This window comes from Amycolatopsis sp. NBC_00355 (assembly GCF_036104975.1).
Taxonomy (GTDB): domain Bacteria; phylum Actinomycetota; class Actinomycetes; order Mycobacteriales; family Pseudonocardiaceae; genus Amycolatopsis.
Window position 1 is genome coordinate 10,434,007 of sequence record NZ_CP107982.1, and the last position, 26,708, is coordinate 10,460,714.

At 72.3% G+C, this 26,708-nt stretch carries 23 protein-coding genes and 1 pseudogene; 12 read left to right on the top strand and 12 right to left on the bottom strand.

Annotation, left to right across the window (positions count from 1 at the left end; all coding sequences use genetic code 11):
* Positions 1–96: 96 nt before the first annotated feature.
* The 3 genes from OHS18_RS48285 to OHS18_RS48295 all read right to left on the bottom strand — a co-directional run bounded on the left by OHS18_RS48285 (position 97) and on the right by OHS18_RS48295 (position 3,507).
* Positions 97–1,416 carry an NAD(P)/FAD-dependent oxidoreductase gene (locus tag OHS18_RS48285; protein ID WP_328615370.1) on the bottom strand — a complete coding sequence of 440 codons (1,320 nt, stop codon included), beginning with the start codon at positions 1,414–1,416 and terminating at the stop codon, positions 97–99.
* Positions 1,413–1,970: a PadR family transcriptional regulator gene (locus OHS18_RS48290; protein WP_326948185.1), complete on the bottom strand. Its 558-nt coding sequence runs from the start codon at positions 1,968–1,970 to the stop codon at positions 1,413–1,415. The genes OHS18_RS48285 and OHS18_RS48290 overlap by 4 nt, the downstream gene beginning before the upstream one ends.
* 463 nt (positions 1,971–2,433) lie before the next feature.
* Positions 2,434–3,507, bottom strand: a complete 1,074-nt coding sequence (locus OHS18_RS48295; protein WP_328615371.1) for a zinc-binding alcohol dehydrogenase family protein — start codon at positions 3,505–3,507, stop codon at positions 2,434–2,436.
* Positions 3,508–3,589: 82 nt separating this feature from the next.
* Here OHS18_RS48295 and OHS18_RS48300 point away from each other — a divergent pair, with 82 nt between their 5' ends.
* Positions 3,590–4,384: a helix-turn-helix transcriptional regulator gene (locus OHS18_RS48300; RefSeq protein WP_328615372.1), complete on the top strand. Its 795-nt coding sequence runs from the start codon at positions 3,590–3,592 to the stop codon at positions 4,382–4,384.
* On the opposite strand, the gene OHS18_RS48305 is transcribed toward OHS18_RS48300, so the two are convergent.
* Positions 4,345–4,941: a TetR/AcrR family transcriptional regulator gene (locus tag OHS18_RS48305; RefSeq protein ID WP_328615373.1), complete on the bottom strand. Its 597-nt coding sequence runs from the start codon at positions 4,939–4,941 to the stop codon at positions 4,345–4,347. The two genes, OHS18_RS48300 and OHS18_RS48305, sit on opposite strands and share 40 nt — an antisense overlap.
* Positions 4,942–5,011: 70 nt before the next feature.
* Here OHS18_RS48305 and OHS18_RS48310 point away from each other — a divergent pair, with 70 nt between their 5' ends.
* Positions 5,012–6,019, top strand: a complete 1,008-nt coding sequence (locus tag OHS18_RS48310; RefSeq protein ID WP_328615374.1) for a hypothetical protein — start codon at positions 5,012–5,014, stop codon at positions 6,017–6,019.
* On the opposite strand, the gene OHS18_RS48315 is transcribed toward OHS18_RS48310, so the two are convergent.
* A complete protein-coding gene (locus tag OHS18_RS48315; RefSeq protein WP_328615375.1) occupies positions 6,010–6,231 on the bottom strand; it encodes a hypothetical protein in 222 nt (73 codons plus the stop codon). The two genes, OHS18_RS48310 and OHS18_RS48315, sit on opposite strands and share 10 nt — an antisense overlap.
* Positions 6,232–6,386: 155 nt before the next feature.
* On the opposite strand from OHS18_RS48315, the gene OHS18_RS48320 reads away from it, so the two are divergent.
* The 7 genes from OHS18_RS48320 (at position 6,387) to OHS18_RS48350 (ending at position 13,179) form a co-directional block, all read left to right on the top strand.
* Positions 6,387–7,700 (top strand): alpha/beta hydrolase, encoded by a 1,314-nt coding sequence (locus OHS18_RS48320; protein WP_328615376.1) that lies wholly within the window; start codon positions 6,387–6,389, stop codon positions 7,698–7,700.
* A 149-nt stretch (positions 7,701–7,849) separates the two neighbouring features.
* Entirely contained in the window at positions 7,850–8,983 is a 1,134-nt protein-coding gene (locus OHS18_RS48325; RefSeq protein ID WP_328615377.1) for an adenosylhomocysteinase, read from the top strand.
* 78 nt (positions 8,984–9,061) lie between these two features.
* Positions 9,062–9,934, top strand: a complete 873-nt coding sequence (locus OHS18_RS48330; protein WP_328457469.1) for an LLM class F420-dependent oxidoreductase — start codon at positions 9,062–9,064, stop codon at positions 9,932–9,934.
* Positions 9,935–10,249: 315 nt separating this feature from the next.
* On the top strand, positions 10,250–10,852 hold the full coding sequence (locus tag OHS18_RS48335) for a TetR/AcrR family transcriptional regulator (protein WP_328615378.1): 603 nt from the start codon (positions 10,250–10,252) through the stop codon (positions 10,850–10,852).
* 124 nt (positions 10,853–10,976) lie between these two features.
* A complete protein-coding gene (locus tag OHS18_RS48340; RefSeq protein WP_328615379.1) occupies positions 10,977–11,633 on the top strand; it encodes a hypothetical protein in 657 nt (218 codons plus the stop codon).
* The gene (locus tag OHS18_RS48345; protein ID WP_328615380.1) at positions 11,630–12,379 is read left to right on the top strand and encodes an SdrD B-like domain-containing protein; all 750 of its coding nucleotides are present in this window, start codon (positions 11,630–11,632) and stop codon (positions 12,377–12,379) included. The genes OHS18_RS48340 and OHS18_RS48345 overlap by 4 nt, the downstream gene beginning before the upstream one ends.
* A 146-nt stretch (positions 12,380–12,525) precedes the next feature.
* Complete coding sequence (locus OHS18_RS48350; protein ID WP_326951492.1) at positions 12,526–13,179, top strand: GTP pyrophosphokinase; 654 nt, start codon at positions 12,526–12,528, stop codon at positions 13,177–13,179.
* A 3-nt stretch (positions 13,180–13,182) separates the two neighbouring features.
* Here the strand turns inward: OHS18_RS48350 and OHS18_RS48355 are convergent, their stop codons facing one another.
* The 3 genes from OHS18_RS48355 to OHS18_RS48365 are packed head-to-tail and all read right to left on the bottom strand — an operon-like array spanning position 13,183 to position 15,020.
* Positions 13,183–13,581: a hypothetical protein gene (locus OHS18_RS48355; RefSeq protein ID WP_328457463.1), complete on the bottom strand. Its 399-nt coding sequence runs from the start codon at positions 13,579–13,581 to the stop codon at positions 13,183–13,185.
* The gene (locus OHS18_RS48360) at positions 13,578–14,315 is read right to left on the bottom strand and encodes a hypothetical protein (protein WP_328615381.1); all 738 of its coding nucleotides are present in this window, start codon (positions 14,313–14,315) and stop codon (positions 13,578–13,580) included. The genes OHS18_RS48355 and OHS18_RS48360 overlap by 4 nt, the downstream gene beginning before the upstream one ends.
* Positions 14,316–14,366: 51 nt before the next feature.
* A complete protein-coding gene (locus OHS18_RS48365) occupies positions 14,367–15,020 on the bottom strand; it encodes a DUF998 domain-containing protein (RefSeq protein WP_328615382.1) in 654 nt (217 codons plus the stop codon).
* A gap of 210 nt (positions 15,021–15,230) precedes the next feature.
* On the opposite strand from OHS18_RS48365, the gene OHS18_RS48370 reads away from it, so the two are divergent.
* A complete protein-coding gene (locus OHS18_RS48370; RefSeq protein ID WP_328618702.1) occupies positions 15,231–17,690 on the top strand; it encodes a M14 family zinc carboxypeptidase in 2,460 nt (819 codons plus the stop codon).
* Positions 17,691–17,746: 56 nt separating this feature from the next.
* Here OHS18_RS48370 and OHS18_RS48375 read toward each other — a convergent pair whose 3' ends face one another.
* The 4 genes and pseudogenes from OHS18_RS48375 to OHS18_RS48390 all read right to left on the bottom strand — a co-directional run bounded on the left by OHS18_RS48375 (position 17,747) and on the right by OHS18_RS48390 (position 23,774).
* Positions 17,747–18,352 (bottom strand): LysE family translocator, encoded by a 606-nt coding sequence (locus OHS18_RS48375; RefSeq protein ID WP_328615383.1) that lies wholly within the window; start codon positions 18,350–18,352, stop codon positions 17,747–17,749.
* Positions 18,349–19,443: a J domain-containing protein gene (locus OHS18_RS48380; protein WP_328457455.1), complete on the bottom strand. Its 1,095-nt coding sequence runs from the start codon at positions 19,441–19,443 to the stop codon at positions 18,349–18,351. The genes OHS18_RS48375 and OHS18_RS48380 overlap by 4 nt, the downstream gene beginning before the upstream one ends.
* 447 nt (positions 19,444–19,890) lie before the next feature.
* Complete coding sequence (locus OHS18_RS48385; RefSeq protein WP_328615384.1) at positions 19,891–21,474, bottom strand: AMP-binding protein; 1,584 nt, start codon at positions 21,472–21,474, stop codon at positions 19,891–19,893.
* Positions 21,475–22,308: 834 nt separating this feature from the next.
* Positions 22,309–23,774, bottom strand: a pseudogene (locus tag OHS18_RS48390) (low temperature requirement protein A).
* On the opposite strand from OHS18_RS48390, the gene OHS18_RS48400 reads away from it, so the two are divergent.
* Positions 23,701–25,695, top strand: coding sequence for a hypothetical protein (locus OHS18_RS48400; RefSeq protein ID WP_328618743.1), 1,995 nt, complete (start codon positions 23,701–23,703; stop codon positions 25,693–25,695). The pseudogene OHS18_RS48390 and the gene OHS18_RS48400 sit on opposite strands and share 74 nt — an antisense overlap.
* Positions 25,692–26,708 (top strand): hypothetical protein, encoded by a 1,017-nt coding sequence (locus OHS18_RS48405; protein ID WP_328615386.1) that lies wholly within the window; start codon positions 25,692–25,694, stop codon positions 26,706–26,708. Before OHS18_RS48400 ends, OHS18_RS48405 begins: the two co-directional genes overlap by 4 nt.

A 26,708-nucleotide genomic window follows, 5' to 3' on the forward strand; every position in this document is an offset into this window, starting at 1 on the left:
ATGGTGAATCGGTAACCTACCAGCCAGTAGCAATGAAGTACAGAGTCGTACACCATTCGGGGTCGAGCCCGGGTGACCTGCGGCTACGGGGGAAGTTCAGACCAGGGCGGCGCTCGCGGCGGGGAGATCGTCGGTCCACTCGTCGGTGAAGCTGCTCCGCTTCACGGCCGGGACGGCGGAGCACACCCGGAGCCAGGTCTTCATCCCCTGGCGGGCGAGGACGTTGTCCGAGGTGAACCGGTCGGCGAACGAGCGTGAGGTGTGCACGGCTTCGAAGCCGTAGGCCAGCATCCGGCGCTCGTACTCGCCGACCGCGTCGGTCAGTCCGGCTTCGCCGCGGTGCACGGCCTTGAGCTGGTGGGCCAGCAGGGCCGCGTCCCGGAGCGCGGTGTTGGCGCCCAGGCCCATCACGGGGGTCATGTTGTGCACGGCGTCGCCGATGAGCGTCACCGGGCCGCTCGGCCAGGGCTCGACCGGGGTGGCGGACTTGAACGCGATCGCGTGCACGCCCGCCGGGTCGGAGCCGGTGACCAGCCGGCGCAGGTCCGGGTGCCAGCCGCGGATGTGCTCGGCCACGATGTTCTGCAACGCGGGCCCGGGCAGCGACTCCACGTCGGCCGGATAACCGGCGCGTTTCGCCGCGAACGCCCAGAGCACGTAGTCCTGGACGTCGTCGAGGAGATCGGTGCCGGTCAAGCCGAACGCCGTCAGGTCGATGCCGTCGCCGACTGCTTCCGCGGTGCGGGTCCGGCCGTCGAAGACCGCGGTGAACAGGAAACTGCCGGCCGGTGGCAGCACGATGTTCATCCCGCCGCGGATCCGCGACGGCAGCCAGGCGCGGGTCTCGTCGGTCAGGGCCAGCCGGCCGGCCACGCCCACCGCGCCGGTCGGCACCCGGTGCGCGTGCGGCAGGAGCTGGGCGCGCACCCGGGAGTTGGCGCCGTCCGCACCGATCAGCAGATCGCCGGTCGCGGTGGCGCCACCGGCGAAGTGCGCCGTCACGGTGCCGTCCGGGTTGGTCTCGTAACGCTCGAACGTCCGTCCGAAGTGGACGTTCTCGCCCAGGCCGGCCAGCAGCAGCCGGCGCAACGCGATCCGGCTGACCGCGCGGTGGTCGCCGGTCCCGTCGGTCATCAGCTCCTCCTCCACGAAGAGCAGTTCGCGCAGGCGGTGGGTCTGGAAGCTCAGGCCCGCGCCCGGATCGCCGGCGGTGGCGGCGAAGGCGTCCCACAGCGGGCCCGGCAGGCAGCGGCGCAAGGCGCGGCAGCCGAACCGGTTGAGGTGGATGCGGTAGCCCTGCAGCCAGTCGGCTGCCTCGCTGTTGCGCTCGTGGACCTGGACGTCGACGCCGGCCGCGGTGAGGGACTGGGCCATCGCGAGCCCGCCGATCCCGCCGCCGATGATCAAGGCTCTCATGTCTGTTCTCCCCGGTTGGCCAGCAGATCCGTCAGTTTGTCCAGCACCCGGTCGTGCCAGGTCACCTCGGCTTCGAGGCGGATGAGCACGTGGTCGAACCCCAGCGGCTCCAGGCCGTCGAGGTAGGGCCCCGCGTGTTCCTGAAGGTGTTTCCAGGACGCGAGTTCCGCGACGAGCGCGGCCCGGCGGTCCTCGACCAGCGCCCGCAGCGTCGCCTCGTCGAGGTCCTCGGTGTAGGCCAGCGCCAGGTCGACCGGATCCGGGCGCAGCTTGGTGGTGGTGAGGATGGTGTGGCGCAGCACGGAAAGCTCGCGCCGGCCCTCCTCGGTGATCGTGTAGACCGTGCGTTCGGGCATGTTCCCCACGCGTTCGGTGCGCAGTGCCTCGATGACGCCCTCGTCCGCCATCCGCCGCAGCGCGCCGTAGAGCGAGCCGGGTTTGACGTCCGCCCAGAGCTCGGTGCGGTCGACCTGCGCCGCCCGCCGGATCTGGTGCCCGTGCATCGGACCGCCCCGCGCCAAGGCGCCGAGGATGAACAACCGAACTGCTCCCATGTGAGTACTCAAACACGAGTACTAGGTTCTAGTCAAACGCGAGTAGTCCGCGCGGGGTCGACTCAGAGTGAGCCGAGCAGCTGGGCGATCTCGTCCGCCGGATACGGCGTCTTCCGGCTTTCGCCGTGCAACGCGAAGTAGAAGTCGTTGACGACAGCTCTCGGCCGGGCAGGAGACGACCGGCACGACGACGCTGCGCGCGCACGGCATCCCCGCGCTGGCGGCCGGATGAACATCGTCGAGACACTCGGAGGGCGCGTCTGGTCGTTCTTCATGCGTGAGTGGGACGACTTCGCGACGCCGGAGCGGAGCCGCCGACCGGCGGTCGCCGCGTCTCGTGCTCGAGGACGGCACCGTCGTCGGTCCCCATCGCCAACGCGTCACCTGCGGCACTTCGCGGTCGAGTTCCGGAACTGGATCCTCGGCGCGGCCGCCGCGCAGTCCGGTCAGGCCCCGACGGCCCTCACGGCCGGATGACGGTGAGCGCGAACCGCGCCTGCTCCTTCGCCGCGTGGCCCACGGCGTCGGCGATGTCGTCGAGGCCGAACTCCGTGACGGCGAACCCGCCCAGGTCGAGCAGGCCGGCGCGGGCCAGCGCGATCAGGCTGCTGTTCGCCTCGCGCGGGGCCAGCCACTGGCCGCGCACGGTGATGTTGTTGCGCATCAGCCACGGGTAGGGCAACGCGAGGTCGTCGCCGCCGAGCATGCCGACGCCGCCCATCAGCACGACCCGGCCGTACTCGCGCACCGTCATGGCCGCGGTCCGGGTGACGGCCGCTCCCGCCGATGGCGGCAGCAGGTCGAGGACCACGTCGATCGGGCCGGGCGCCGCGGCTCGCATGCGCGCGGTGTCGTCGTCCCCGGTGAGCCGGACGGTCCGGACGCGCGCGCCGAACCGGCGTTCCAGGTCGGCCAGCGCGTCGGTGTTGCGGCCCGGCGCGACCACGCAGGCCGCGCCCATCGCGAGGGCGACCGCCACGCCCGCGCTGCCGAAGTTTCCGGTCGCGCCGCTGACCAGCACCGTTTCGCCCGGCTGGAGCTGGGCCGCGAGCAGGCCGCCGTACGGCACGAGGCACAGGGAGAGTGCGGTCCACCGACCGGCGTCGGCCGCGTCGATGGGGCCGAGCGGGACGGCGTTCTCGGTCGGGACCATGAGCTGCTCGGCGTAGGCGCCGTGGCCGAAGTGGCGCTGCAGGAACAGGCCGCCTTCGCCGCGTGCGCTCAGCCCCTGCAGCGTGATGTCCGGCGTGCGCGCGTCGTCGCGGGAGCGGATCGTCGGGTCGCACAGCACCCAGTCGCCGGGCTTGAGCCGGGTCGCGTCCGGGCCGGTCGCGCGGACCCGGCCGACCGCGCCGGCGCCCGGCACGACCGGCAGCGTCAGCAGGTAGTTCCGCTCGCCGCGGAACACCTCCGCGGCGTAGGGCAGTACCGGCGCCGCGACGACGTCGACAACCACTTCACCGGTGCCCAGCACCGGGTCGGGCAGCTCGCGCACGGACGGCAACGTGCCGAATTCTTCGAGGACAGCAGCTCTCATGTGACCAGCCTCCGCGTTCCCGGACGTCGTATCCAGGCCTGGTATCATCCTGGGACTCATCCGTGCTACCCGGAGGTCGTCGATGGCGGACGTGGCCCGCGCCGGGCTGGGGGAGTTCCTGCGGTCCCGGCGGGAGCGGCTGAATCCGGCGACCCTCGGGTTACCGGACCGTCGACGCCGACGGACGCCCGGGTTGCGTCGCGAGGAGGTCGCCGAACTCGCCGGCATCGGCGTCGACTGGTACATCCGGCTCGAACAGGGCCGCACGGTCAGCCCGTCCACGGAGACGATCGAGGCGTTGGCCGGCGCCCTGCGGCTGGACGACGCGGAGCGCGTCCACCTGCGGGAACTGGCCCGCAACCCGGCGCGGACCGCGTTCACCCGCGAGTCGGTCCCCGACTCGACGCGAGGGCTGATCGAGAGCCTCTCGCAGCCCGCCTACGTCACGGGCCGCCGGTGGGACGTGCTGGCCTGGAACCGCGCGGCCGTCTCGCTGTTCACCGACTTCGCCAAGCTGCCCGAGGCGGACCGCAACGTGCTGGTGTTCCTGCTGCTCGACGAGCGGGGACGGCGGCTGTTCGGGCCCGGCTGGGCGGCGCAGGCCGAGCACACGGTGGCGCAGTTCCACGCCGCGTACGACCTGTGGGCGCCGGACCCGGCGTTCACCGCGCTGGCCGGCCGCCTGCGCGCGGGCTGCCCCGAGTTCGCGGGCTGGTGGGAGCGCCACGACGTCGTCCACAGTGGACCCGGCCGGAAGACGCTGTACCGCCCGGAGCCGGTGGAGTTCGAGTACGCGACGTTCCAGGCGAACGAGGACCCGGCGCTGCGGCTGACGCTCTACGCGCCGGCCCGGCGCCCGCGGACCAGCGGCAGGTAGACCTCGTCGACGATCTCCACGAGGACGTCGTCGTCCACTGTGGTCAGTCCGCGGGTGAGGTATTCGTTGCGCAGCAAGGTGAGCGCGACCGTCGCGACGCGGGGGTGGAGTGACTCCGGCGGTGCTTCGCCCCGGCTCACCGCGCGTTCGAGGAGCGTGAGCCACGTGGCGGTGCCGCCGTCACGGGCCTGCTCGTGCAGCTGGGCCAGCAGTTCGGGGTCGTCGCTCACACCGGCCAGCAGGCCGCGGAGGATCTGCGCCGCAGGGGAGGAGCGGTCGCAGTTGATGGCGCGCAGCAAGGCCAGCGCGTCGTCGCGGAGGTCGCCGGTGTCGGGCGGGCGCAGCTTGTCCTCGGCCAGGTGCCGGTAGGCGGCGACGCCGAGCGCGGCGCGGTTCGGCCAGCGGCGGTAGATCGTGTTCTTGTTGGTGCCGGCCCGCTGCGAGACGCGTTCCATGGTCAGGCCCGGGTAGCCGGCCTCGGCCAGCTCGTCCGCGGCGGCGCGCAGGATCGCGTCTTCCAGTTCGGCGCCGCGTCGCCGGGTCTTCGCTTCGGTCATCGGTACTCACCGTACCTTGTCGATAGGGTACGGTACGTACCGTACGCTATTTCTTCTGGAGGGCACCTCTATGCGAGCCAACGGCATCGGTTACGACACCGGAATGGCGGTCGGCGGCACCATTCGCCGTCCCTTCGAACCCGAGCTGGTCCGGCGGGAGCTGACGATCATCCGCGACGACCTGCACTGCACGGCCGTCCGCCTGTTCGGCACGGACCTGGACCGGATCGAGTTCGCCGCGCGGGAAGCGGCCGCCCTCGGGCTGGAGGTGTGGTTCTCGCCGTTCCCCTGGGACCGGCAGCCGGAGGAGATCCTCGAGCAGCTCGCCGACGGCGCCGAGCGGGCCGAGCGCCTCCGCGCGGCAGGTGCCGGGATCGTGTTCGTCACCGGCGCCGAGCTGAGCCTGTTCAACCACGGCTTCCTGCCGGGCGACAGCCTCCCGGAACGCACCGCGGGACTGTTCGCGCGATCCCCGGAATCTCTGCGAGCGCTGGCCGGACTTCCCGCGCGCATCAACGACTTCCTGGCCCGCGCGGTCGAGGTCGTCCGAGCGCGCTTCGGTGGCCGGATCACCTACGCGTCGGTGCCGCTGGAACGCGTCGACTGGACGCCGTTCGACATCGTCTCGGTCGACGCGCACCGCTCGAAGGAGGTCGAGCACATCTACCGGGAAGGCATCCGCACCCTGGTCGCGGCGGGCAAGCCCGTGGCGATCACGGAGTTCGGTTGCACGACCTACCGCGGCGCGGCCGACCTCGGCGCCCGCAGCGGCGCGATCCTCGAATACGACGGCGACGTCCCGGTCCGGCTGGACGGCGACTACGTCCGCGACGAGGAGGAGCAGGCGAGGTACCTGCGCGAGCTGCTGGAGGTGTTCACGACGGAGGGCGTCGACGCGGCGTTCGCGTGCACTTTCGTCTGCTACGGCCTGGTGTACCGCCCGTCGCCCCGCGAAGACCTCGACATGGCGAGCTGGGGTGTGGTGAAGGTCCTGGAGGAAGGCTCGGGGGAGACGTACCCGGGCCTGCCGTGGGAACCGAAAGCCGCGTTCGGCGCGCTCGCCGCCTGCTACGCCTGAGCCTCGCCCTTCATCAGCTCCTCGATCTTGGTGATGATCTCCCGATCGGTAGCCACGCTGAGTACGGTGATGCCCTGCGGGCCGGGAGCGCGATGCAGCAGTCCGAGCTTCACGGTCAACCACGCACGCAGGTCGGCAAGCTCCTGACGCGCGGCGTCGCGCTCCGCGCGCAGGGCGTCGATGGCGGCGGTGGGATCGGTCTCCGGGGGCATGTTCCGATCCTGCCGGATCACGGCGCCGGGGACAGCAACTTCGTCCTCGCGGCCGCGAGTTCACGGCCGTCGTGGCCGGTGAAACGGGGCACGAGCCGAGCGTATCCGGCCCGGCGCGGTGGCCGCCGCGCGCCGTCCGGGGTGACACTGGGGTCATGACAGCGGTCGACCGGCAGCGGGCACGTCCGCCGTCGGCGACCGCCCGGTACGACCCCACGCCACCCCTGCGACGCGGTGCGCTGCTGGTCACAGCCTCGCTGGCCGCCTTGAGCGGCGCGGTGACGACGGCCGCCGCGGTGCCCGCGCTCTGGCGGATCTGGCAGCTCTACGCCATGTTGTTCGGCGTCTTCGCGGCCGTCGAAATCGTCGCCGTGGCCGCCGTCGTCGGCTGGCCCACGCGCAAGACCGCCCGGTTCGCGGCCCTGACCGCGGCCGTGGCGCTCGCGCTGTGGGTGGTCAGCCGGCCGCTCGGGCTCCTGGCGCGGTTCGACCCGTGGCAGCCGGCGGACACGGTGGTCGGCTTCACCGACTACGTGGTCGCCGCGCTGCAGGTCATCGCCCTGTTCGGGCTGCTGGTGGTCGCCCGGCGGCGGGCGCACCCGCGGCCGTCCGCGCTGCGGCGCGTGTCGGCGTGGATCGTGCTGTTCCCCGTGCTCCTGCTGGTCCTCGCGACCGGCACGGCCGGGGCGGTCGCCGCGGGCGACGGCGTCACCGGCACGAACGCCTCGACCCTGCTCGACGGCGCTTCGGGCACGGTCGAGTACTGCCGCCCGGCCGGGATCCCCCTGGCCATGGACGTCTACCAGCCCAAGACGTCCGCGGCGCCCGCGCCGGTGGTGCTCTACCTGCACGGCGGCGGCCTGTTCCTCGGCAACCGCAAACCCGCGGGCCCGGGCGCGCTGCTCGACGGCCCGCGGTTCACCGCCGTCCGGGACGCGCTGACGGCCCGCGGCGTGGCGGTCGCCGCGATCGACTACCGCCTCGCGCCCGCCGCGCCGTGGCCGGCCGCGCTCACCGACGCCAAGTGCGCGGTCCGCTTCCTCGCGGCCAACGCGACGGCGTTGCACCTCGACCCGGCCCGCATCGCGGCCTGGGGGATCGGCACGGGCGGCACCCTGGCGGCCCTCCTCGGCACGGCGCCGGGTTTCGACACCGGCCAGTACGCCGGGGTTCCCAGCACGGTCCACGCGGTGGCAGCGGTCGCCGCTCCGGCCGACTTCACGGATTTCACCGGCGTGGACGCGGTCACGCGCGCGTCGATCCTGCTCGCCCTGGGCCGGGCGCCGGCCACCTTGCGCGCGGCGAGCCCGCTGACCTACGCGGGCCCGGGCGCCCCGCCGTTCCTGCTCGCCGGCGGCCGGAAGTCGGCGGAGTACGCGAACCGCCTGCGCGTGGCGGGCGACCCGGTGACCACCGGCGACGGCGGGCCCGCCGAAGTGGCGGACTTCCTGGTCACCGCCCTGCGCTGATAGCTTGACGACGTGAGCAGCGGACGGGAACTCGTGGCGCCGATCTTCGGCGACCACTCCTACCGCTGCGATTTCTACGGTTGACCGGCCCCGCTCCGGGCCCTTCGCACCGCCTCCGGCGGTGAACTTCGTCAACCGTAAGGAAAGCCATGACTCTGCCTGCCATCGGCTGGGCGCTCAAGCACATGCCGCTGACCGCCGCCGCCGTCGAGGACCACGAGGCGCTGCTCACCGGGCGGCGGCTCGCGATGTGCCTGCACGTCGAGCCCAAGACCGGCGCGCTCGTCACGCTCCTGGCCCGCGCCGGGCTCGACGTCACCCTCACCGGCTCGCCCGGCACGACCCACGACGACGTCGCCGACGACCTGCGCGCGATCGGCGTGAAGGTGCACACCCGCCGCGCCGACGATGACGCCGACCACGCCCGCAACGTCGCGAAGGTCCTCGAAAACGAACCGGACCTCACGCTCGACAACGGCGCTGATCTCACGCTGTCGCTGCTCGAATCCGGGACGCCCGCGGGTTATCTCGGCGGCACCGAGGAGACGACGACCGGGGGCCTCCGGCTGCGGGAGCGGCCGCGCGGCGTCGCCCACCCCGTCGTCGTGATCAACGACTCGCGGCTGAAACTCCTGGTGGAGAACGAGTTCGGCGTCGGCCAGAGTGTCGTGCAGGGGTTTCTCAACGCCACCAACCTGATGGTGCCGGGGATGCGCGCCGCGGTGCTCGGGTACGGGCCGTGCGGCAAGGGTGTCGCGGACACCCTCGCGCGGCTCGGCGCGCGGGTCGCCGTGTGCGACACCGACCCGATGCGGGCACTTCAGGCCATTTTGGACGGTCATCGCGTCGGAACCGCCGAGGAGGCGGTCGAAGACGCCCGAGCGGTCTTCACCGCGACCGGCGCTCCCGGCGTCGTCGGCGCGGCCGAGCTGGCCGCGCTGACCGACGGCGCGGTGCTCGCCGGCGTCGGCCACTTCGCCTGGGAGATCGACGCCGAGGCGCTGCGGACGGCGACCGTGCGCACGATCGAGTACGGCGAACCCGGCCGTCGCACCGGGCACGTGCTGGCCGATGGCCGCGAGATCGTCGTCCTCGACCACGGCCGGATGCTCAACCTGACCGCCGCCAACGGGAACTCCATCCAGGCCATGGATCTCGGCCTCACGCTGCAGGTGCGCAGCCTCGCGGCGGTGTGCGGCGGCGGGCTGGCCCCGGCGGTCCAGCCGGTCCCGGCGGCCGTCGAACGGCGGATCGCGACGGACCTGGTCGAACGGCTCCGCTGAAACCCGGGACTTGCCCTGGAGCGCGCTCCAGGTCCTAACGTGACGGGTACGCCGACCGCACGTCAGGAGAAAAGTCTCATGGAGCTCGGTTTTCACCTTCCCATCTTCGACATCGAAGGCGGGACGACCGCTATCGCGGGCGAGCTCGCCCGCGTGGGCACCGCGGCGGAGGAGGCCGGTGCGACCTGGTTGTCCTTCATGGACCACTACTTCCAGATCGAGCCGACCGGCCTCCCCGCCGAGTCCAACATGCTCGAGGGCTACACGACCCTTGGCTTCCTCGCCGCCCACACGTCCCGGATCGAGCTCGGCCTGCTCGTCACCGGCGTGACCTACCGCCACCCCGGCCTGCTCGCGAAGATCGTCACCACCCTCGACGTCCTCTCGGGCGGCCGGGCCGCGCTCGGGATCGGCGCCGCGTGGTTCGAGCGTGAGCACCACGGCATGGGCGTGCCGTACCCGCCGGTCGCCGAGCGCTTCGAGCGGCTGGAGGAGACCCTGCGCATCGCCGCGCAGATGTGGGACCCGGAGAACAACGGGCCGTTCGAGGGCAAGCACTACCAACTGGCCGAGACGCTCTGCTCGCCGCAGCCGATCAACCGCCCCAAGGTGCTCATCGGCGGCAGCGGGGAGCGCAAGACCCTGCGGCTGGTGGCGCAGTACGGCGACGCCTGCAACCTCTTCGCGTCCTCGCCCGAGGACGTCGCGCACAAGCTGGACGTGCTGCGCGGGCACTGCGACACCGTCGGCCGCGACTACGACGAGATCCGCAAGACGATCCTCGCCAACAACCCGCGTCCGTCGCCGGAAACCCGCGACGACTTCGTCCGCAGCATGGCCGACTACGCGAAGCTCGGCATCCAGACGGCCATCATCACGCCGACCACGGGATCGCCGGCCGCCTGGATCGACGGCATGGCCCCGGCCGTGCCGCAGCTGGCGGAGTTCTAGCCCGGCATCCGCCGGTCCGCAGTCGTGCGCGGCACGACTTCGACGTCGAGCAGCGGGTTGAGCGTGTCACCCGCTGCTCGACCTCGCGCGCGGGGTGGATCACGCTGCGCGCGCCCAAGAGCAGCCTCGTCGGCACGCGGCTCGTCGTCGGTGAACAGCGCCGGCGGTGGTAAGTAGGCGGCCAGGTACCGCGTTCCGGTCTTCCGGTCCCTGAACTCCCCGACCGGTCAAACCCTCCCCAGTTTATGGTGCAAGCGCACGATAACGGCGGGTACCCGCGACTGCCGAGCTGGTGGCCTGTGGGAGAGTGACCGCGTGCCGAAACGCGTCGACCATCAGCAGCGCCGGCGCGAAATCGCGGAAGCGCTGTACCGGATCGCCGCCACCCGGGGCCTGGCCGCTGTGACGCTGCGTGCGGTCGCCGCCGAGGCCGGGATCTCGATGAACCTGGTGCAGTACTACTTCCCGGCCAAGGAGGACATGCTCCGGTTTGCCTGGGAGCGGATGGCCGAGCTGAGCGCCGAGCGCGCCACGGGCGGGATCGTCGCGGCGCTCGGCACCGGCGACGAACGCGCGGTCGTGCGGGCGTACCTGGCCGGCGTGCTGCCGTCCGACGAGCGCAGCCGCACGCTCTGCGCGGTCCAGATCGCCTACTTCGCCGTCGACGTCACCCGCGGCAGCCGGCAACCGGACCAGGAAGCCCTGCTGCCGCACCTGGTTCGAGGCCTCGCGGATCAGATCCGCTTGGCGCAGAGCAAGAACGGCGTCCCGGCGGACCTCGACGCCGAACGGGAAGCGGACACCCTCGCGACGATGGCCGCCGGCCTCGTCTCCGGCATCCTGGTCGGCGCCTACACGGACGAGCAGGCCGCGGCGCTCGTCGACTACCGGCTCGACCGGCTGTTCGGCGCGTCCTGAATCCCGTATCACGCCCCAGCGGGCTCCGCGGTTGTCCCGCCGCCGGCCCGGAATGTTCCGTGCTGCCGGACCGTCCCGGCGCGTCCTAGTTTCGGCTTCGACAGACGAAACAGGGGGATCCACCATGAAAACGGGCAGATTCGCCCGGTCGGCTCGCGCTGCCTGCGTGCTGACCGCGGCGCTCACCATCGCCGCCGCCACACCCGCCGCCGCCGACACCGGCCCGAACCTCGCGATCACGGTGGTCGCGGGGCAGGGCCGCTGGCTGCCGGGGGACACCGTCCCGATCGACCTGACGATCACCAACACCGGCGACGCGCCTGCCACCGACGTCTGGGCGGCCACCTCCCAGCAGTCCGGGCCGTACCTCTCGATCCCGGACCAGGCGTGGGGCGACCTGCAGTTCTCGGGCCCGCGCACGACGTTCGCGCCGGGGGAGACCCGGACCTACCACCTGCCCGCCACGGTCAGCTACAGCAACCCGGGCGATGCCGTGGTGGAGTTCGACGTGTTCGACACCGAAGACGTCGACTCGAACGACAACCACACGGTGGTCACCGTCCCGGTGGTGCCGGCGGACACGATCGACCGCGTCGCCGGCCACGTCTACGGCGACCGCGACCGGGACGGGAAGCCGTCCCCGGGCGAGGACCTGGCCGGCGTCGAAGCCCACCTGATCGGCCGCGGCATGACGCACGACCTGGTCGCGGTCACCGACGCCGCCGGGCGTTCGCGTTCGACGGGCTGCCGGTCGGGCCGGGCTACTCCCTGTACTTCGTGAAGGTGCCGGACAACTGGCAGCTGCCGTACCTGCCGCCGCTGCGGCTGGACGGCAGTGGTGCGAACACCGCCCTCGAGGTCCAGGGCGTCCGCCCGCTCAGCGAGAGCCTGACGGCGGCCATCGTGCTGGACAAGGCGAGTTACGCGGTCGGCGAGACCGCGAAGGCGACGGTCACCCTCACCAACACCGGCGACCGGCCGCTCACCGGCCTCTTCGCCGGCTGCGACCCGGGCGGTTTCGGCCGGGCGATCGCCGTCCCGAACGCCCAGTGGGGCGCCTTCGCCCCCGAGCACCCGGCCGGGCAGCTGGCGGTGGGGCAGCGGGTCGTCCTGACGGTGTCGGGCAAGGTGCCGCAGGCGGCCGGCTACTACGGCGTCACCGGTCTCGACTGCTACTTCGACGACGGCAAGACGCTGGGCGCCCCGTACGTGTTCACGAACGCCAAGGTGCCCGGGCTGAAGGCCGACGCCAAGGGGCAGGTGTGGGCCGACAAGAACCACAACGGCCGGGTCGACGCGGGGGAGGGCCTGGCGAAGACCAAGGTCGTGCTGACCGAGGACGGCGTCCACCCCGTCGCGATCACCCAGACCGACGCGCAGGGCGTCGCGACCTTCAAGCAGGTCGGCGTCGGGAACTACGTGCTCCGCGTGCTGGGCGGGTGGACGGCCGTGGGTGACACGACGGTCTACGTCGTGACGCCGCCGTACGGCTACGGCGACTGGAGCGTCCAGGTGGCTCCCCGCTGACGGCGTCCCGCCGGGCCCACGCGGGCCCGGCGGGCCCCACGATCCGGTGACCGGCGGGAACTCCGGCCCGTCGCCGCCCGTTGATCGGGTGAAGCGCAGTAATGTGATGCGCGGAAATGACCGACGACTCCTACGACGAGGGTTCAGTGACCACCGATCCGGCGGCCGAGCACGCTTCTTTGAGCGAGGCGGCCGAAGAGCTCGCCGTCGCCGGGCAGCTCCCGCGTTTCCTGCTGATGTACAAGTTCGCCATCGAAGAACTGATGACGAAACTGCGGATCCTCAGCGAGGAGTTCGACTTCGTCCACCGGCACGACCCGATCGAGCACATCACGAGCCGGGTCAAGCGGCCGGAGGCGATCAAGGAGAAGGTGCACCGCCGCGGCCTGGGCAGCGACTGGGTCTCCGCCGCCCGCGCGCTCGACGACATCGCCGGCATCCGCGTGGTCTGCCCGTTCGTCGACGACGTCTTCGCGGTGGCCCGCATGCTGACCGCCCAGGACGACGTCGAACTGCTGCGCACCAAGGACTACATCGCCCGCCCCAAGGCCAACGGCTACCGCAGCCTGCACCTGATCGTGCGCATCCCGGTATTCCTGTCCGACCGGGTCGAGAAGGTCAAGGTGGAGGTCCAGTTGCGCACCATCGCGATGGACTTCTGGGCGGCGGTCGAGCACAAGCTGTCGTACAAGTACCGCGACAGCGTCCCCCCGGACTTCGCGGGCGAACTGTCTGCGGCCGCTGCGACCGCGGCGGACTTGGACGCCCGGATGGCCGCATTGCACGAACGGATCCGCTAAGCGTTACTCCTTGTCCGGCGGAGTCCGCGGAGCGAACAGCGGCCCGGCGGCCCGCCCGGTGACGAAGATCGCCACGACCGACACCGCCCCGGCGCCGAGCGAGACGCCGGCTTCGACGGGCGCGCCGTGCCCGATGAACTGCACGGCGACGAGCGCGAAGACCACGAGCGCTCCGAAGCCGAGAAGCGCGGACGCCACGCGGAACCCGAACCACGCCCACTCCAACTTGCGCCGGTGCCGGTTCTCCGCCGTCTCGGCGTCGAAGCGCTGCTGCAACCGCAGTTCCACCAGGGCCAGGACGCGGTCGGCCGTATCGGGGTGGTCTTTGTACAGGTCGCGGACGTGGCCCAGCACCTGCATGCCGAGCCACTCGTCGGTCAGGGACGGCGCCTGCTCGGTCATGCCAGGCCCTCGCCCTCGCGAGTCATGGTCAGCACGACATCGAGTTCACGAAGCACGTCCCGCCCGGCGCCGGTGACGTCCCGGACTGCCACGATCGTCCGGTCAGCGGGGCGTGTCGGAGGTGTCGGCGCCGGTGTCGTCAGCCCGAGGAAGTGGAGCAGGCCGCGCCGTGGTGCACGGGAAGCGGGCGCGGGGGAGTGGCTGCGCAGCGCGGCTTCGAGGTTGGCGCGGGGTTCGGGAACATGTTCGGTTTCCAGCAGCCGCCGGAGCTTGCGGTACACGCGGACCCGATATGGGCCGATGCTGCCGACCGGAATCCGGAGTTCTTCGGCGACGGCGTCGTAGGTGCGGGACGAAGTCAAAGCCCTCAGGAACCGCTTCTCCCGGCTCGACAACGGTAAGCCGGGGCTGTCGTCTGGCGGGATCTGCTGCGCCGACCTTGGTTCGTGCCGCGACTTCGCCTGGGCCACCGCCACGATGAGCCAGTCCAGAACCGCGTCTTCGTTGTCGAAGCGTTCGATCTCCCGTGCGAGTTCCGCAGCGATGGCCTGGACGACAGCCCAGTCGTCGAGGCCGGAAGCCCGGACGACGACCCCGATGACGGGCCGGGCAGCGGCCAGTACCTCGGCTCGCGCCGCGGTGTCACCGCTGCGCACGGCAGCAAGCAGGGCGGCCATGCGCTCCCGCCCGGCCAGCTCGCGCGGCGTCAGGGACAGCTGCCCGGTTTCGTCCACCTCGTCACTGTCCACCGCCCGGCCGGAACCGGACAAGGGCCGGACCGGTGGTTACTCCCGTGAGCGCTCGCCCGCCGGCGCCAGCAACACGCCCAGCGCGATCAGCTCCGTCACCGCCATCCCGCGTTCCACCAGCCCCAGCGGGATCAGCGTCCACCACCGCCCGCCCTCGGCCGCGGCCACCACGACCGCGCCCAGGATCACCGCGAACCAGCCCAGGGACGCGATCGCCAGCACACGCGCGACCCACCGCCGGCCGGAGGACGCCGGGAACGCCGTGCGCGAAGCGATCAGCACCGCCAGCGGCAGCGCGACGAACGCCACCACGCTCGCGACGCGGTGCAGGGTGCCGCCGAAGTCCGAGCGGGAGACCGTCGCCCAGTCCGGCTTCGGGAACGCCACGATCACCAGCAGGCCGATCGTCCACAGTGCTCCCAGGATCGCCGCGGCCACGGGCAGCCGGCGTTGGCCGGCCAGCACCGCGAGCCCCGCGGCCGAGCCGGACGCCACCAGGACCACCGCGATGTCGAACACCCACTTGTGATCCGACAGGCCGTACTCGCTGATCGTGCGGCGGGTCGCGCTGATCTGGTCGGTCGGCGGGATGACCTGCAGCAACAGCACCATCGCGGCGCCCACCACGAGCGCGGCGACACCCGCTAGCGAGACCGCGACGGACGTCCGTCGCGCAGGGACCGTGACCATGAACCGACAGTAGCCGACCGGTGGTTGAACTCCCGGTGAAATGTCCTTTTGCGCGGCCGTCTGTGTGAAGAACGGGTGAAGGCAGTACGACTTACGGCGGTTACCCCGGCCGGTTTTCGTCCATTACGGTCACTCGCTACCGGTACGTCCTTACTGTGCCGGCCTCGGTCAAGGAGGTCTTTTCCCGTGGGGAATTCACCAAGACGGCTGGTGCTGCTGGCTTCGGCCATCGCGCTGGCCGGCACGTTCGTCGCGCTGCCGGCCGGCACCGCCGGCGCGGCGCAGAACATCCTGCGTGCCGACAAGTCGGTCGCCCGCTCGTGCTTCGCGAAACTGCAGCCCAAGGGTACTTCGGGCACCGATCGCCGCGACCTCACGTCCACTGTGGACGGTCTGGTCCAGGCCCGGCTGAAGGCGACGTCGGGCGCCGAGGGTGACTGGGACGTCGCCGTGTTCGACAAGGCGACCGGCGGTGTTGTCGCCGCTTCGACGGCGTTGCGCTCCCACGAACTCGCCGAAAGCTTCGTGAAGAAGGGCCAGCAGCTCGTCGTCCAGGGCTGCCGCTACGGCGGCTCGGCCGGCCAGGTCCAGCTCGGCGTCGACTTCCTGGCGCTGACCCCGCAGGGCACGCCGACCACCGCGCAGAAAGCGCAGCTGGTCCGCGTCGACACGCCGACGCGGGCCGACAAGAACAAGCTGACCGGCCTCGGCCTCGACGTCACCGAGAAGGGTGACGCGACCGGCGTCGAGGTCGTCCTCGCGAACGACACCGACCGCAAGACCCTCAAGGACAGCGGCTTCACCTCGAAGGTGATCGAAGCCGACCTGTCCGCGAAGTCGGTGCAGGACGCGAAGACCGACCGCCAGTACGCGGCGAAGACCGCCGCCTCGGCGCTGCCCTCCGGGCGCACCGCCTACCGGCACCTCTACGACTACAACTACGAGATGAAGGAGCTGGCCCGCAAGAACCCCGGCCTCGTCTCGGCGTTCACCATGCCGGAGTCGACCTGGGAAGGCCGCGACGTCGTCGGCGTCGAGATCGCCACCGACGTCAAGAACATCACCGACGGCAAGCCGGTGAACTTCACCATGGGCGTGCACCACGCCCGGGAGTGGCCGGCCGGCGAGCACGTCATGGAGTGGGCGTACGAGCTGATCAACGGCTACTCGCACGACCCCGCGATCCGCAGCCTGGTCGGCAAGACCCGCAACATCGTCGTGCCGATCATCAACCCGGACGGCTTCGAGATCTCCCGCGAAGCCGAGCCGAAGGGTGACTTCAGCCGCTTCGACTATGAAATGAAGCGCAAGAACTGCAACGTCAACGACTCGCCGCCGCAGTTCGCGACCGGCGTGTGCAAGGCCAACCCGGGCGGCCGGATCCGCGGCACCGACCCGAACCGCAACTACGGCGGCTTCTGGGGCGGCAACGGCGCCGAGGTGGCCTGGAGCGGTGACACCTTCCGCGGGTCCGCGCCGTTCAGCGAGCCCGAGGTCCGCAACGTGCGCTCGATCGTGTCCTCGCGCCAGGTGACCAACCTGATGACGATGCACACCGTCGCCGCGCTGGTGCTGCGTCCGCCGGGTGTGGCCGACGTCCGCCCGCCGCTCGAGGAGCCGGCCTACAAGGCCCTCGGCGACAAGATGGCGTCGCGCAACGGCTACACGAGCGAGCCGAGCTGGGCGCTCTACGACACCACCGGCACCACCGAAGACTGGTCGTACTGGGCCACCGGCGGCTGGGGCTTCACCATCGAGGTCGGCGGCAACGGCTTCCACGGCCCTTACGCCGACAGCGTGGTGGCGGAGTACGAAGGCCTCGCGCCGGCCACCGGCGCGGGCAAGGGCGGCAACCGCCAGGCGCTGCTGGACCAGCTGAGCAACGCCGCCGACCCGCAGCAGCACTCGACGCTGATCGGTTCGGCCCCGAAGGGCTACCAGCTCAAGCTGCACAAGACGTTCCAGACGCCGACGTCGCCGGTGATCCAGGCCGACGGCACCACCAAGCCGCCGATCTACTACACCGACGACCTGAACTCGAAGCTCACCACCACCGGTGGGCGGTTCGCGTGGTCGGTCAACCCGTCGACGCGCCCCTACGTCGCCGGCCGCTACGGGCGTGACCCGCAGGGCCCGGCGCAGCAGGGTTACGCGGTGGCGAACCCGGCCGGGGTGCCGCCGATCAACCAGAACTACCCGGCCGACACCGCGGGTGACTCGTTCACCTTCCACGTCGACGGCCTGCCGAAGGTGGACAACGGGAAGTTCAGCGTCAACATCAACTGGGCCGGCACGTCGACCGACTGGGACCTGTTCATCTACGACTCGGCCGGCAACCTGGTCAGCTCGTCGGCGAACGGCGGCACGACGTCCGAGCACGCCGTGCTGTTCGACCCGCCGGCCGGCGACTACAAGGCCGTGGTGGTCAACTACGACCAGGCCGACCCGAACGCCGTCGACGACTGGACCGGGGACGTCTCGTTCTCGTCGCCGATCCCGCCGACCTACGGCACGAAGGAGGCCTACCAGCTGACCTGCACGTCGCCGAAGGGCCAGCTCGTCGGTGTGGCGGACGTCTTCGCCGACCGCGGCCAGACGGTCGACGTCGGTGAGGTCTGCACCCGGTCCGCGCACGCGCAGAAGCAGCGCGCGTCGGGCGGCGTCCGGTAGTCCTCGAAGTTCCGTGAAGGCCTCCTTACCGGCTCTTATGGCCGGTAAGGAGGCCTTCACGGCGTTACGGCCAGTGCGACACCGAGGACGACGAGGATCGTGCCCACGACGCGGTTCAGGGCCGGTTTCGCGTGTTCGTACCAGCGTTGGGTGGCCGGGGCCGAGAACAGCAGCGCCACTGACAGGTGCCAGACGGCCGACGCGGCGACGATCAGCGCGACCGCCGCGACCTTGATCCCCACCGGTTCGCTCGGCGGGAGCGTCGCGGTGAGCACGCTGCCGAAGAACGCGGCGGCCTTCGGGTTGGTCAGGTTGCTGACGACGCCCTGGCGGAACGCGCCGCCCCGAGCCGCCGGTGGGGCGGATTCGGGCGCGCGGGCCCGAATCCACAGCCGGATCCCCAGCCACGCCAGGTAAGCGCCGCAGACGACGCGCAAGGCCGTGGCCAGCCACGGCGTGCGTGCCAGGACGGCACCCAGCCCGAAGACGGCGACCGCGGCGAGCAGCCCGCCCGCGGCGACGACGCCGAGCGCGACCGACACCGCGGTGCGCCGGGTCCCGGCCGCCGCCGTGTGCGCGATGAGGACGAAGTTGGGGCCGGGGGAGACGGCCGCGGGGAGGTAGGCCAGCAGCACGGTGCCGAGGGTGGCAGCGGGGCTCACGCCGCCCGGCCGCCCCCGCCGACGACCTGGTCACGCATGGCTCGCAGCGCGTCGTGGTCCACAGTGGACGGTTCGGCGGCGAGCCATTCGCCGATCTCGTGCAGGAACGTCTCCGGCGTCATCGGCGGAGCGGGCAGGTCGTCCGGGTCCGCTGTGGTCAGCTCGCCGCTGCGGCTCGGGTACACGATCATCGCGCCGCGCAGCGCGACGCCGGGCAGCAGGTCGCGGTAGGCGGCGAGGCTTTCGGCGAGCCGGCTGCCGCCGCCGCGGAACGGCCGCCCGTTGCGCAGCAGCCGGCCGTCCTCGGCGGTTTCGTAGTGCCCGGGCAGCCAGATCTTCGACTCGATGAGCACCAGCCGCTTCCCGCACAGCACGGCGTGGTCGACGTCGGCGAACACCGAGCCCGGCCAGGCGAGCCCGTGGAAGATCCGGGCGCCGGGCAGCCGGGTCAGGTAGGTCTCCAGGAGCTCGGCGGTGAGCCGCTCGGCCAGCTCGTCGCGCTCGGTGCCGGGAGCGCCGAAAACGGTGCGGCCGCCGAACTCCTCGGCGTAGGCGTCCCGGGCGCGGGACGCGCGCAGGTAGCCGCGGGCCAGCCGGTGCACCAGCAACGCGGTGCCGGCGGTGAGGATGAGCCAGACGACCAGCACCGGCGGCGAGAACTCGACCCCGCTGACCAGCGGCAGCAGCACCAGCACCATGCCGCCCACCGCGACGACGACGGGCGTGTGCCCGGGCCCGCGGCGCCGGCCGTGCCGCATCCGGGTGTCCTCGCCCGCGAAGTGCCACCAGGTCAGGTCTTCGGCGTCGAGGTCGGGCAGGTCGGGTACGAAGCCGGGCTCGTCGCCGAAGCGCCGCCGTGGCCGTGGCCGCACCGGGACCGGCACGACGGTGGCGCCGCCCGCGTCGTAGCGGTCGCGGCTGACGGGGTCGCTCAGGACGTCGTAGGCCTCGCGGAGCAGCCGGAACGTGCCGACCGTGCCGCCGGCGTCCGGGTGCATGGTCTTGGCGAGCCTGCGGTAGGCCGTCTTGACGTCGGACGCCGTGGCGTCACGGCGGACGCCGAGCACCTCGTAGTAGTCGACCTCGGGCACGCTGGCGTTCACCTCCGGATGGCTGCGCGAAGACTTTATGGGGTCGGGCCGCGGGGCCGGTCACCGCCTCCGCGGCGCGGCAGGGTGATGGTCCCGGAGGCCAGGTCAGGGCGGTGTCAGGAGTTTTACCGCTCGCCGTCTTCGCGGTCATCGGGGTGTTCTGCCGACCTCGCCGGGTGCGTGACGTGGCCCCGTCCGGGGCACGTGTCACGTTTCCGGTGCTCCATTAGTGTCCACTGAGGACTCTTTGTCGCTCGAAAGTGGCGTAACGGCGCGGTTTTGCCGGGCCGCACTGACTTTGCGTAGCCGGAATCCACTCGATTGGACGCGAACAGGTGTTCGATTTTCTGGGTATGATGGTCACATGTCCCCGGTTCCCCACGAACGTGACGGGCCCACCGCCACCCCACCTCGGCAGCGGGCCCGTCACCCCGTTCACCGCCCGCGTCACCCTTCGCGCAGCAGGAAGCGCTGGAGCTTGCCGCTCGCGTTGCGCGGCAGCGCGTCCACGAACCGCACCCGGCGCGGGTACTTGTACGGCGCGGCAACGGCTTTGGCGTGCTCCTGCAGGGTGTGCGCGAGGTCCGGCCCCGGCTCGGCACCCGGCCGGGGCACGACGAAGGCGGTCACCACCGACCCGCGCTCCGGGTCGGGGGTGCCGACCACCGCGCATTCGGCGACGTCCGGGTGGGTCAGCAGTACCTCTTCCACCTCGGGGGCGGCGATGTTGTAGCCGGAGGACACGATCATGTCGTCGCTGCGGGCGACGAACCGGAAGTAGCCGTCGGCGTCGCGGACGTAGGTGTCGCCGGTCAGGTTCCAGCCGTCGCGGACGTAGTCGGCCTGCCGGGGGTCGCCGAGGTAGCGGCAGCCGGTGGGGCCCTGCACGGCGAGCAGCCCCGGCGTCCCGTCGGGGACCGGGCGGCCGTCGAAGTCGAGCACGGTGGCGCGGAACCCGGGCACGACGGTGCCGGTCGAGCCCGGGCGGGCCGCGTCGTCGGCGGCGGAGATGAACACGTGCAGCATCTCCGTGCTGCCGATGCCGTCGATGAGGGGCTGTCCGACGATCTCCCGGTACTGCTCGGCCACGGTGGCCGGGAGCGCTTCGCCGGCGGACACGGCGCGCCGGACGCCGGCCAGCAGCGGGCCGTCGCCGGCACCGAGGATCGCGCGGTAGGCGGTTGGCGCGGTGAAAAGCACGGTCACCGCCTGCTCGGCGACGGTCGCGGCCAGCTCCTTCGGGGTGGCGCGCTCGAGCAGGAGCACGGACGCGCCGGCGTGCAAGGGGAAGACGAGGAGGCCGCCGAGGCCGAAGGTGAACGCGAGGGGAGGGGTGCCGCAGAACAGGTCGTCCGCGGTCGGTTTGAGGACGTGCCGGGAGAATGTGTCGGCGATGGCGAGCAGGTCGCGGTGGAAGTGCATGGTCGCTTTCGGTGACCCGGTGGTGCCGGAGGTGAAGGCGAGCAATCCGACGTCGTCGGCGGCCGTCGGCACGTCGTCGAAGGTCGCCGGGTGCCGTGCGCAGCGTCCGGCCAGGTCGGTGCCGTAGGCGACCACCGGCAGATCGGGCGGCAGCTCGTCGAGCAGGCGCTCGTCGCACAGGGCGACGGTGGGCGCCGCGCGTTCGACGATCTTGTCGAGCTCGCCGCGGCGCAGCATCGGCATGGTCGTGACGGCGACCGCCCCGGCCTTGAGCACGCCCAGCCAGCACGCCGCGAGCCACGGCGTGTTGCTCCCGCGCAGCAGCACGCGGTTGCCGGGCACGACGCCGAGATCGGCGGTGAGCACGTGCGCGATCCGGTTGGCGCGCGCGAGCACGTCCCCGTAGGTCCACGTCTCGCGCGGCGACCGCAGGCACGGCCGATCCGGCCCGAGCCGCGCGACGGTGTGGTCGAGCAGCACGGTGGCGGCGTTGAGCCGGTCGGGATAACGCAGCTCCGGCAGGTCGAACACGAGCCGCGGCCACTGCGCCTCGGGCGGCAGCCGATCGCGGCAGAACGAGTCGGTGTGAGCGCTGGGAGAAAGCGGCATCACGGCTCCTCGGGTCGGAACGACCTGCACCAGGAGAAAAGTAGCACTCGTTGCGACCGTCGAGAAGACGCAATGTCGCATCGTTGACGGCGGCGACGAGAAGGCGATGCCACTGAGTTCACCGGGGACCGCGCACAGTGACCGCGCTGGGAACGCCGGGCCAACCCCGACGTGCGGGTCGGGTTCGTGAGGGCCGCGGCGAGCCGGGCGACGGACATCAGGACCGTGCGGCGGGTCGGCCCCCACGGCGCGGGGTGGGTCAGCCGGACCTCGTCGGGCTGTTCGCCGCCGAGCGGAGGCACGCCCGCGGCGATGAGGCGCACCCGTCGAGGGCACGCCGGCGGCGAGGTGCGCTCGGCGAGGGCACGCCCGCGGCGGCGAGGTGCGCGTCCGGCGAGGGCACGCCCGCGGCGATGAGGCGCGCATGGCTCGCGCGAGCTACGGCGACAAAACGGGGCGGTGGCCGCCGCTTCGCGCCCACGGCCGGCGTGAGTCGTAACCACCGCGATCCCCGCCGGCAGCGATCGCGACTGCGTCCGGTGCCCCGATGCCCGATGCCCGATGCCCGGCGTCCGAGCCCTGTGCCCTATGCCCTATGCCCTATGCCCAGCGCCTGGTGCCTGGTGCCTGGTGCCACTGCACCTGGCATCCCTCGCCCTCGCCCGGCGTCCGTCGCCCAGCGCCCACGTCACGCAGCGGGCGGCCTGAGAGACCCGCGATGAGCACGACTGGGGCGCCCTCGCCCGAACAGGCGAGGCGACCCTCGACCGCGCTCGCCGGCCGCCCAACCCGGGCCGCCGGTCGGGCCACCCGACCCGGGGCCGCCCGTCAGCGTCAGGCCTCCGGGTCGCGTTCCGAGGTGCGGAAGAAGGACGCCGGGTTGTCCGAGAGGTCCTCGAGCACTCCGTTGCGGACTCTCGCCGAGACGGCGGCGCTGCCGACGGCCCACACCGCGATCACCGCCACCACGGCGGGCGCCGAAAGCACGTGGCGCAGCAGGGCGAGGTTCACGGTGGCGGCGAGCGCCGCGAACTGGAGCAGGTTCATGTACCACTTCCGGGGCTGGGTCGAGAACACCCGCGTGCCCATGAGGTACGCCGTCAGGCCGGCCGTGATGAACCACGCGCCGGCGACCGGCGGGGACTCGTGCAGCGAAAGGTCCACGCCGGCCGCGACGAGCAGCAGCGAGAACGCCGGGAGCAGGTGCCCGCCCGCGTACAGGAAGTAGGCCAGCGCGGGGTTGCCGCCGGAAAGTCCGAGCATGCGCTCGTAGATCTCCGCCGCCGACGTGAAGTACACCCACCACAGCGCGCCGGCGAGCACCAGGCCGCCGATCAGGGCGAGCCAGTAGCCGAGGTCGTCGTCCGGGCGATCGAGCGCCGCGCCGCCGACCGTGATCACGAGCTCGCCGAGCAGCAGGATCATGAAGAGCCCGAACCGCTCGGACAGGTGCCCCGGATCGACCGCCCGGCCGGGGTTGCCCGACGGCGCGAGCAGCGAGCGCATCTTCGCGGCCCGCGACGGCCGGGGCGTGTCGCGGCCGCCGTGGCGGCCACGCCGCCGCTGGCCGCCGTCGTCCAGCAGCAGGAAGCCCGCTTCCTGGACCAGCGCGAACGCCCACAGCACGAACACCCACGGCTGCGGGGTGAACGCCGAGAGGGTGAACAGGACCGCCGACGCCGTGTAGCCCCAGGTGATCTTGCGGACCCCGGCCTTGCCCCGGCCGGACCACCAGTGCGCCGCGGCCAGGATCAGGCGGACACCCGCCAGCGCTCCCGCGAAGCCCGCCGGATGCCCGTCGAAGGCGTGGTGCGCCTGGGTGGCCGCGATCGCGCACGGCACGGTCCCGGCGAGTACGAACAGCCGGTCGGCGACGCGGGTGTCGTCGCCGACGCGGTTATAGAGCAGCGCGAAGCCGATCCACGTCCACCAGAGCGTCGCGAACAGGCCCAGCGCGGCGGCGACGTGCGCCCACTCCGCTCGGCGACGATCGCGTGCGTCACCTGGCTGACGGCGAACACGAAGATCAGGTCGAAGTACAGCTCGACCCACCCGACGCGCCTGCCGCGCCCGGCGGTGTCCTGCTCTTCGGTCACAGCTTGCTCGGTCACAGCCGAGATTGTGCACTGCGCCTCGGATAAGGTGCGATCGGAGAGGGGGAGGGTGATGGCGAAGCCACAGCTGCGGTCGGCGGTGCTGGCGCAGGCGTGGCGGCGGATCCCGGGCGTGGCGGTCCTGTCCGCGCCCGACGGCGGCCCGCTGACCCGCACGGTGAAGAAGATCATCGACCCCCTGGTCATCCGCACGGCGGCTCACCCCCGCCTGGGCCGCCCCCTCCTGGACGAGCAACCGGCGGCGGAGCTGACGAAGCTGCTCCTGGCCGACGCGCCCCGCCTCCGAGCGACGGCGGAGTGGTTCACGCACCTGAAGAAGCAACGCCGAGCTCTGCGCATCACGGCGGGCAATGTCCAGGACGTGTGCTTCCCGCTGGCCTACGAGCTGGCAACAGGCTTCGGTACCCCAGGCCCGGAAGCAGCCGAGACAGCAGCGGCTGCGTTACGCGACCTGCACGGCGAGGCCGGCGCGACAGGAGCCGACGAGCTGACGGGCTACCTGGCAGACCCCCGGGTAGCGGCCGACCTGACGCGGGAACTGCACCGCCGCTGGCAAGCAGCAACCCCGGCGGCCACCCCCGACGACGTACCGGCGCGGACCGGCGAAGGTCCTGAGCCGGTACGCAGTCGCGCGAAGAGTGCGACCCGGCCGGATGGAGTCGTGGCGCGGGCCGGCGAGACTGCTGGTCGAGCTGCCGGGGGTGTCACTGTGCCGGGCGGAGTCCCGGCGCACATCGGCGAAAGTGCTGATCGAGTCGTTGAGAGTGCCGTCGGGCCTGGCGGAGTTGCCGGGCCGGGCGGTGAGCATGCAGATCGGGCTGCCTGGCCCGGCGGAGCCGCGGCGCAGGCCGGCGACTCCGACCGGATCGCGAGGAGCGCCGGCGGGGCCGCCGACCTGGCCGGCGATACTGCCGACCGGGCTGAGGAGAGCGCCTGCGGGGCCGCCGACCTGGCCGGCGAAAGTGCCGACCGGACCGCGAGGAGCGCCGGCGAAAGTGCCGACTGGACTGCGAGGAGCGCCGGCGGGAGCGCCGTCCTGGCTGGCGAAACTGCCGGTCGGGCTGAGGAGAGCGTCGGCGGGGCCGCCGTCCTGGCTGGCGAAACCTCCGACTGGACCGCGGAGAGCGTCGGCGGGGCCGCCGCCCTGGCCGGCGAAACTGCCGACTGGACCGCGAGGAGCGCCGGCGGTAGCGCCGCCCTGGCTGGCGAAACTGCCGGCCGCGCCGAGGAGAGCGCCGGCGGGACCGCCGGCCCGGCCGGCGAGCGGGCGATGCCGTGCCGTGAGGATGTCGCGGCTCTCCCGCACAGGACCGATGCCACCCTGGGCGACACCTTCTCGCCGCTTGCCGTCTTCGTCGAAACCCTCACCGACGCCGCCTGGCGTGACCTCGTCAAGTCCGCCGCCGGGCATGCGCTCGGCCTGGCTCTCCGGCAGCCCGGTGGTTCCGCCGCCGTCGGCCGGGTCGTTCAGGAGATCTCCGGCGTGACCACTCCCGATCTCGGGCTGCAGCGCGGCGATCGCACCACCGTGCCGCCGCTGAGCAGGCGGGATGAACCCGGCGCCGAGCTCCTCGAACGCAGCGTCGAACGGCGGGTTCGCGCCACCCTCCGGCGGACCCCCGCCGACGAGCGAGCACCGGTCACCGAGCTCGTCGACGACGAGCTCAGCCGGGTCGCCGCCGGGTTCGGGCTTGGCCTGCCCGCCCTTGCCGGCTGCTTCGCGCTCGGCGTTGTCGTCGCGCCCGCGCTTCGGCCGCTCGATGGCGTCGCGTCCGCGGCCGTGCCCGAGTTCGCGCGGCGGCTCAATGCCCAGGTCGCGCGCGAGGGTTACGTCCTGCACGCCCGCCGCGCGCTGGCCGGCGACACCCCGCTCACCCCGCGGCCCGACCCCGAGCTCGTGCGCGAGCTGCGTGAGTTCGCCAAGCAGTTCCTCGGCCGCCTCTGGATCCGGCTGCACGGCTTCGACGTGCGCGGCGAGACCCCGGCCGACGCGGGGGACGTCCGCGACCTCGTCACCGGCGTCGTCCGCTCGACCTCACTCGACCTGCGGACGAAGGTACGTCGCGCGCTCGTCGCCCGCTTGCCGGAGCTGGAGGCCGCGTCGTGACGCACCCGGTGCACGCGCCTGTCGTCGCCGCGGACGGCGGTCTCGTCAGCTTCGTCCTCGCCGATCTCCTCGCCGGATCGGCCACGTCCATGCGGATCGAACTCACCGACGCCGGGGCCGCCGAACCGTGGCTGACCCGGCTCGTCGGCGCCGAGGCCAGCCGGATCGCGCTGGACCGGGGGCACGCCGACGTCCCGGCCCGGCCGGAGCTCGCCACCCTCGCGCTGCTGCTCTGGGCGCGCCGCTGGTGGCCCGCCAGTCAGCGGCTCGGCGTTCCGTCACTCGACCCGGCGCTCCTGGACCTCGAAGCCGCCGCCGCGACGGCCGCGGTCGAGGACGTCGCCGAAGGGCTGCTCGACAGCTTCGAAGCCACCCCGGCCGAACTCTTCGACGCGGCGGTCGCGGGCGGCGCCCTGACCGGGCCGGCCGGCGAAGTCCGCGACCTCTGCGAACGGCTGGCGGCCTGGTTCGACGCGCAGGACGACGTCGAACGCGCCCAGGCCGCGGCCGGACTGGAAGTCGCCGGAAGTCAACGCGCCTACGCCTTGGCCGCGGGCACCGGCTCCGGCGCACCCGGCGACGGCGTGCTGGCCGAGGGGCGCGCGAGCGTCGACTGGGCACGCGTGCCGCCGGGCGTTCTCGACGCCGCCGAGGACACCGTGACCTGGCGGATCGTCGCTGCCGGCCGGATCGAGGTCGAGGTCGCCGGTGCGTTCGCCGACGCCGTCCTCACCGCGGTCGCGACCCACGACGGCGAGCCGTTCGCCGAAGTCCCCCTGGACCTCGGCGCCGGGCAGTTCGCCGGAAGTGCCGACCTCGACCCGGCCGCGACGCGGCTCGCGGCGACGCCGGATGTCCACATCGGACTCGTCGTGGGCGTGGCCGCGGAGGGCGTCGTGGGGACGACGCCGCAGGACCGGGCGGCCGTGGTCGCGCTCGTGCGGGCGCGGCCGCCGCGGGTGTGGACCCTCGCCGAACGCGCGGCGGCCGGGGACGCCGCCGAGGAGTTCTGA

Bases quoted from the DNA above. Each gene is read 5' to 3' on its own strand.
- OHS18_RS48285 (WP_328615370.1), bottom strand. From the start codon at position 1,416: ATGAGAGCCTTGATCATCGGCGGCGGGATCGGCGGGCTCGCGATGGCC.
- OHS18_RS48290 (WP_326948185.1), bottom strand. From the start codon at position 1,970: ATGGGAGCAGTTCGGTTGTTCATCCTCGGCGCCTTGGCGCGGGGCGGT.
- OHS18_RS48295 (WP_328615371.1), bottom strand. From the start codon at position 3,507: ATGAGAGCTGCTGTCCTCGAAGAATTCGGCACGTTGCCGTCCGTGCGC.
- OHS18_RS48300 (WP_328615372.1), top strand. From the start codon at position 3,590: ATGGCGGACGTGGCCCGCGCCGGGCTGGGGGAGTTCCTGCGGTCCCGG.
- OHS18_RS48305 (WP_328615373.1), bottom strand. From the start codon at position 4,941: ATGACCGAAGCGAAGACCCGGCGACGCGGCGCCGAACTGGAAGACGCG.
- OHS18_RS48310 (WP_328615374.1), top strand. From the start codon at position 5,012: ATGCGAGCCAACGGCATCGGTTACGACACCGGAATGGCGGTCGGCGGC.
- OHS18_RS48315 (WP_328615375.1), bottom strand. From the start codon at position 6,231: ATGCCCCCGGAGACCGATCCCACCGCCGCCATCGACGCCCTGCGCGCG.
- OHS18_RS48320 (WP_328615376.1), top strand. From the start codon at position 6,387: ATGACAGCGGTCGACCGGCAGCGGGCACGTCCGCCGTCGGCGACCGCC.
- OHS18_RS48325 (WP_328615377.1), top strand. From the start codon at position 7,850: ATGACTCTGCCTGCCATCGGCTGGGCGCTCAAGCACATGCCGCTGACC.
- OHS18_RS48330 (WP_328457469.1), top strand. From the start codon at position 9,062: ATGGAGCTCGGTTTTCACCTTCCCATCTTCGACATCGAAGGCGGGACG.
- OHS18_RS48340 (WP_328615379.1), top strand. From the start codon at position 10,977: ATGAAAACGGGCAGATTCGCCCGGTCGGCTCGCGCTGCCTGCGTGCTG.
- OHS18_RS48355 (WP_328457463.1), bottom strand. From the start codon at position 13,581: ATGACCGAGCAGGCGCCGTCCCTGACCGACGAGTGGCTCGGCATGCAG.
- OHS18_RS48365 (WP_328615382.1), bottom strand. From the start codon at position 15,020: ATGGTCACGGTCCCTGCGCGACGGACGTCCGTCGCGGTCTCGCTAGCG.
- OHS18_RS48385 (WP_328615384.1), bottom strand. From the start codon at position 21,474: ATGCCGCTTTCTCCCAGCGCTCACACCGACTCGTTCTGCCGCGATCGG.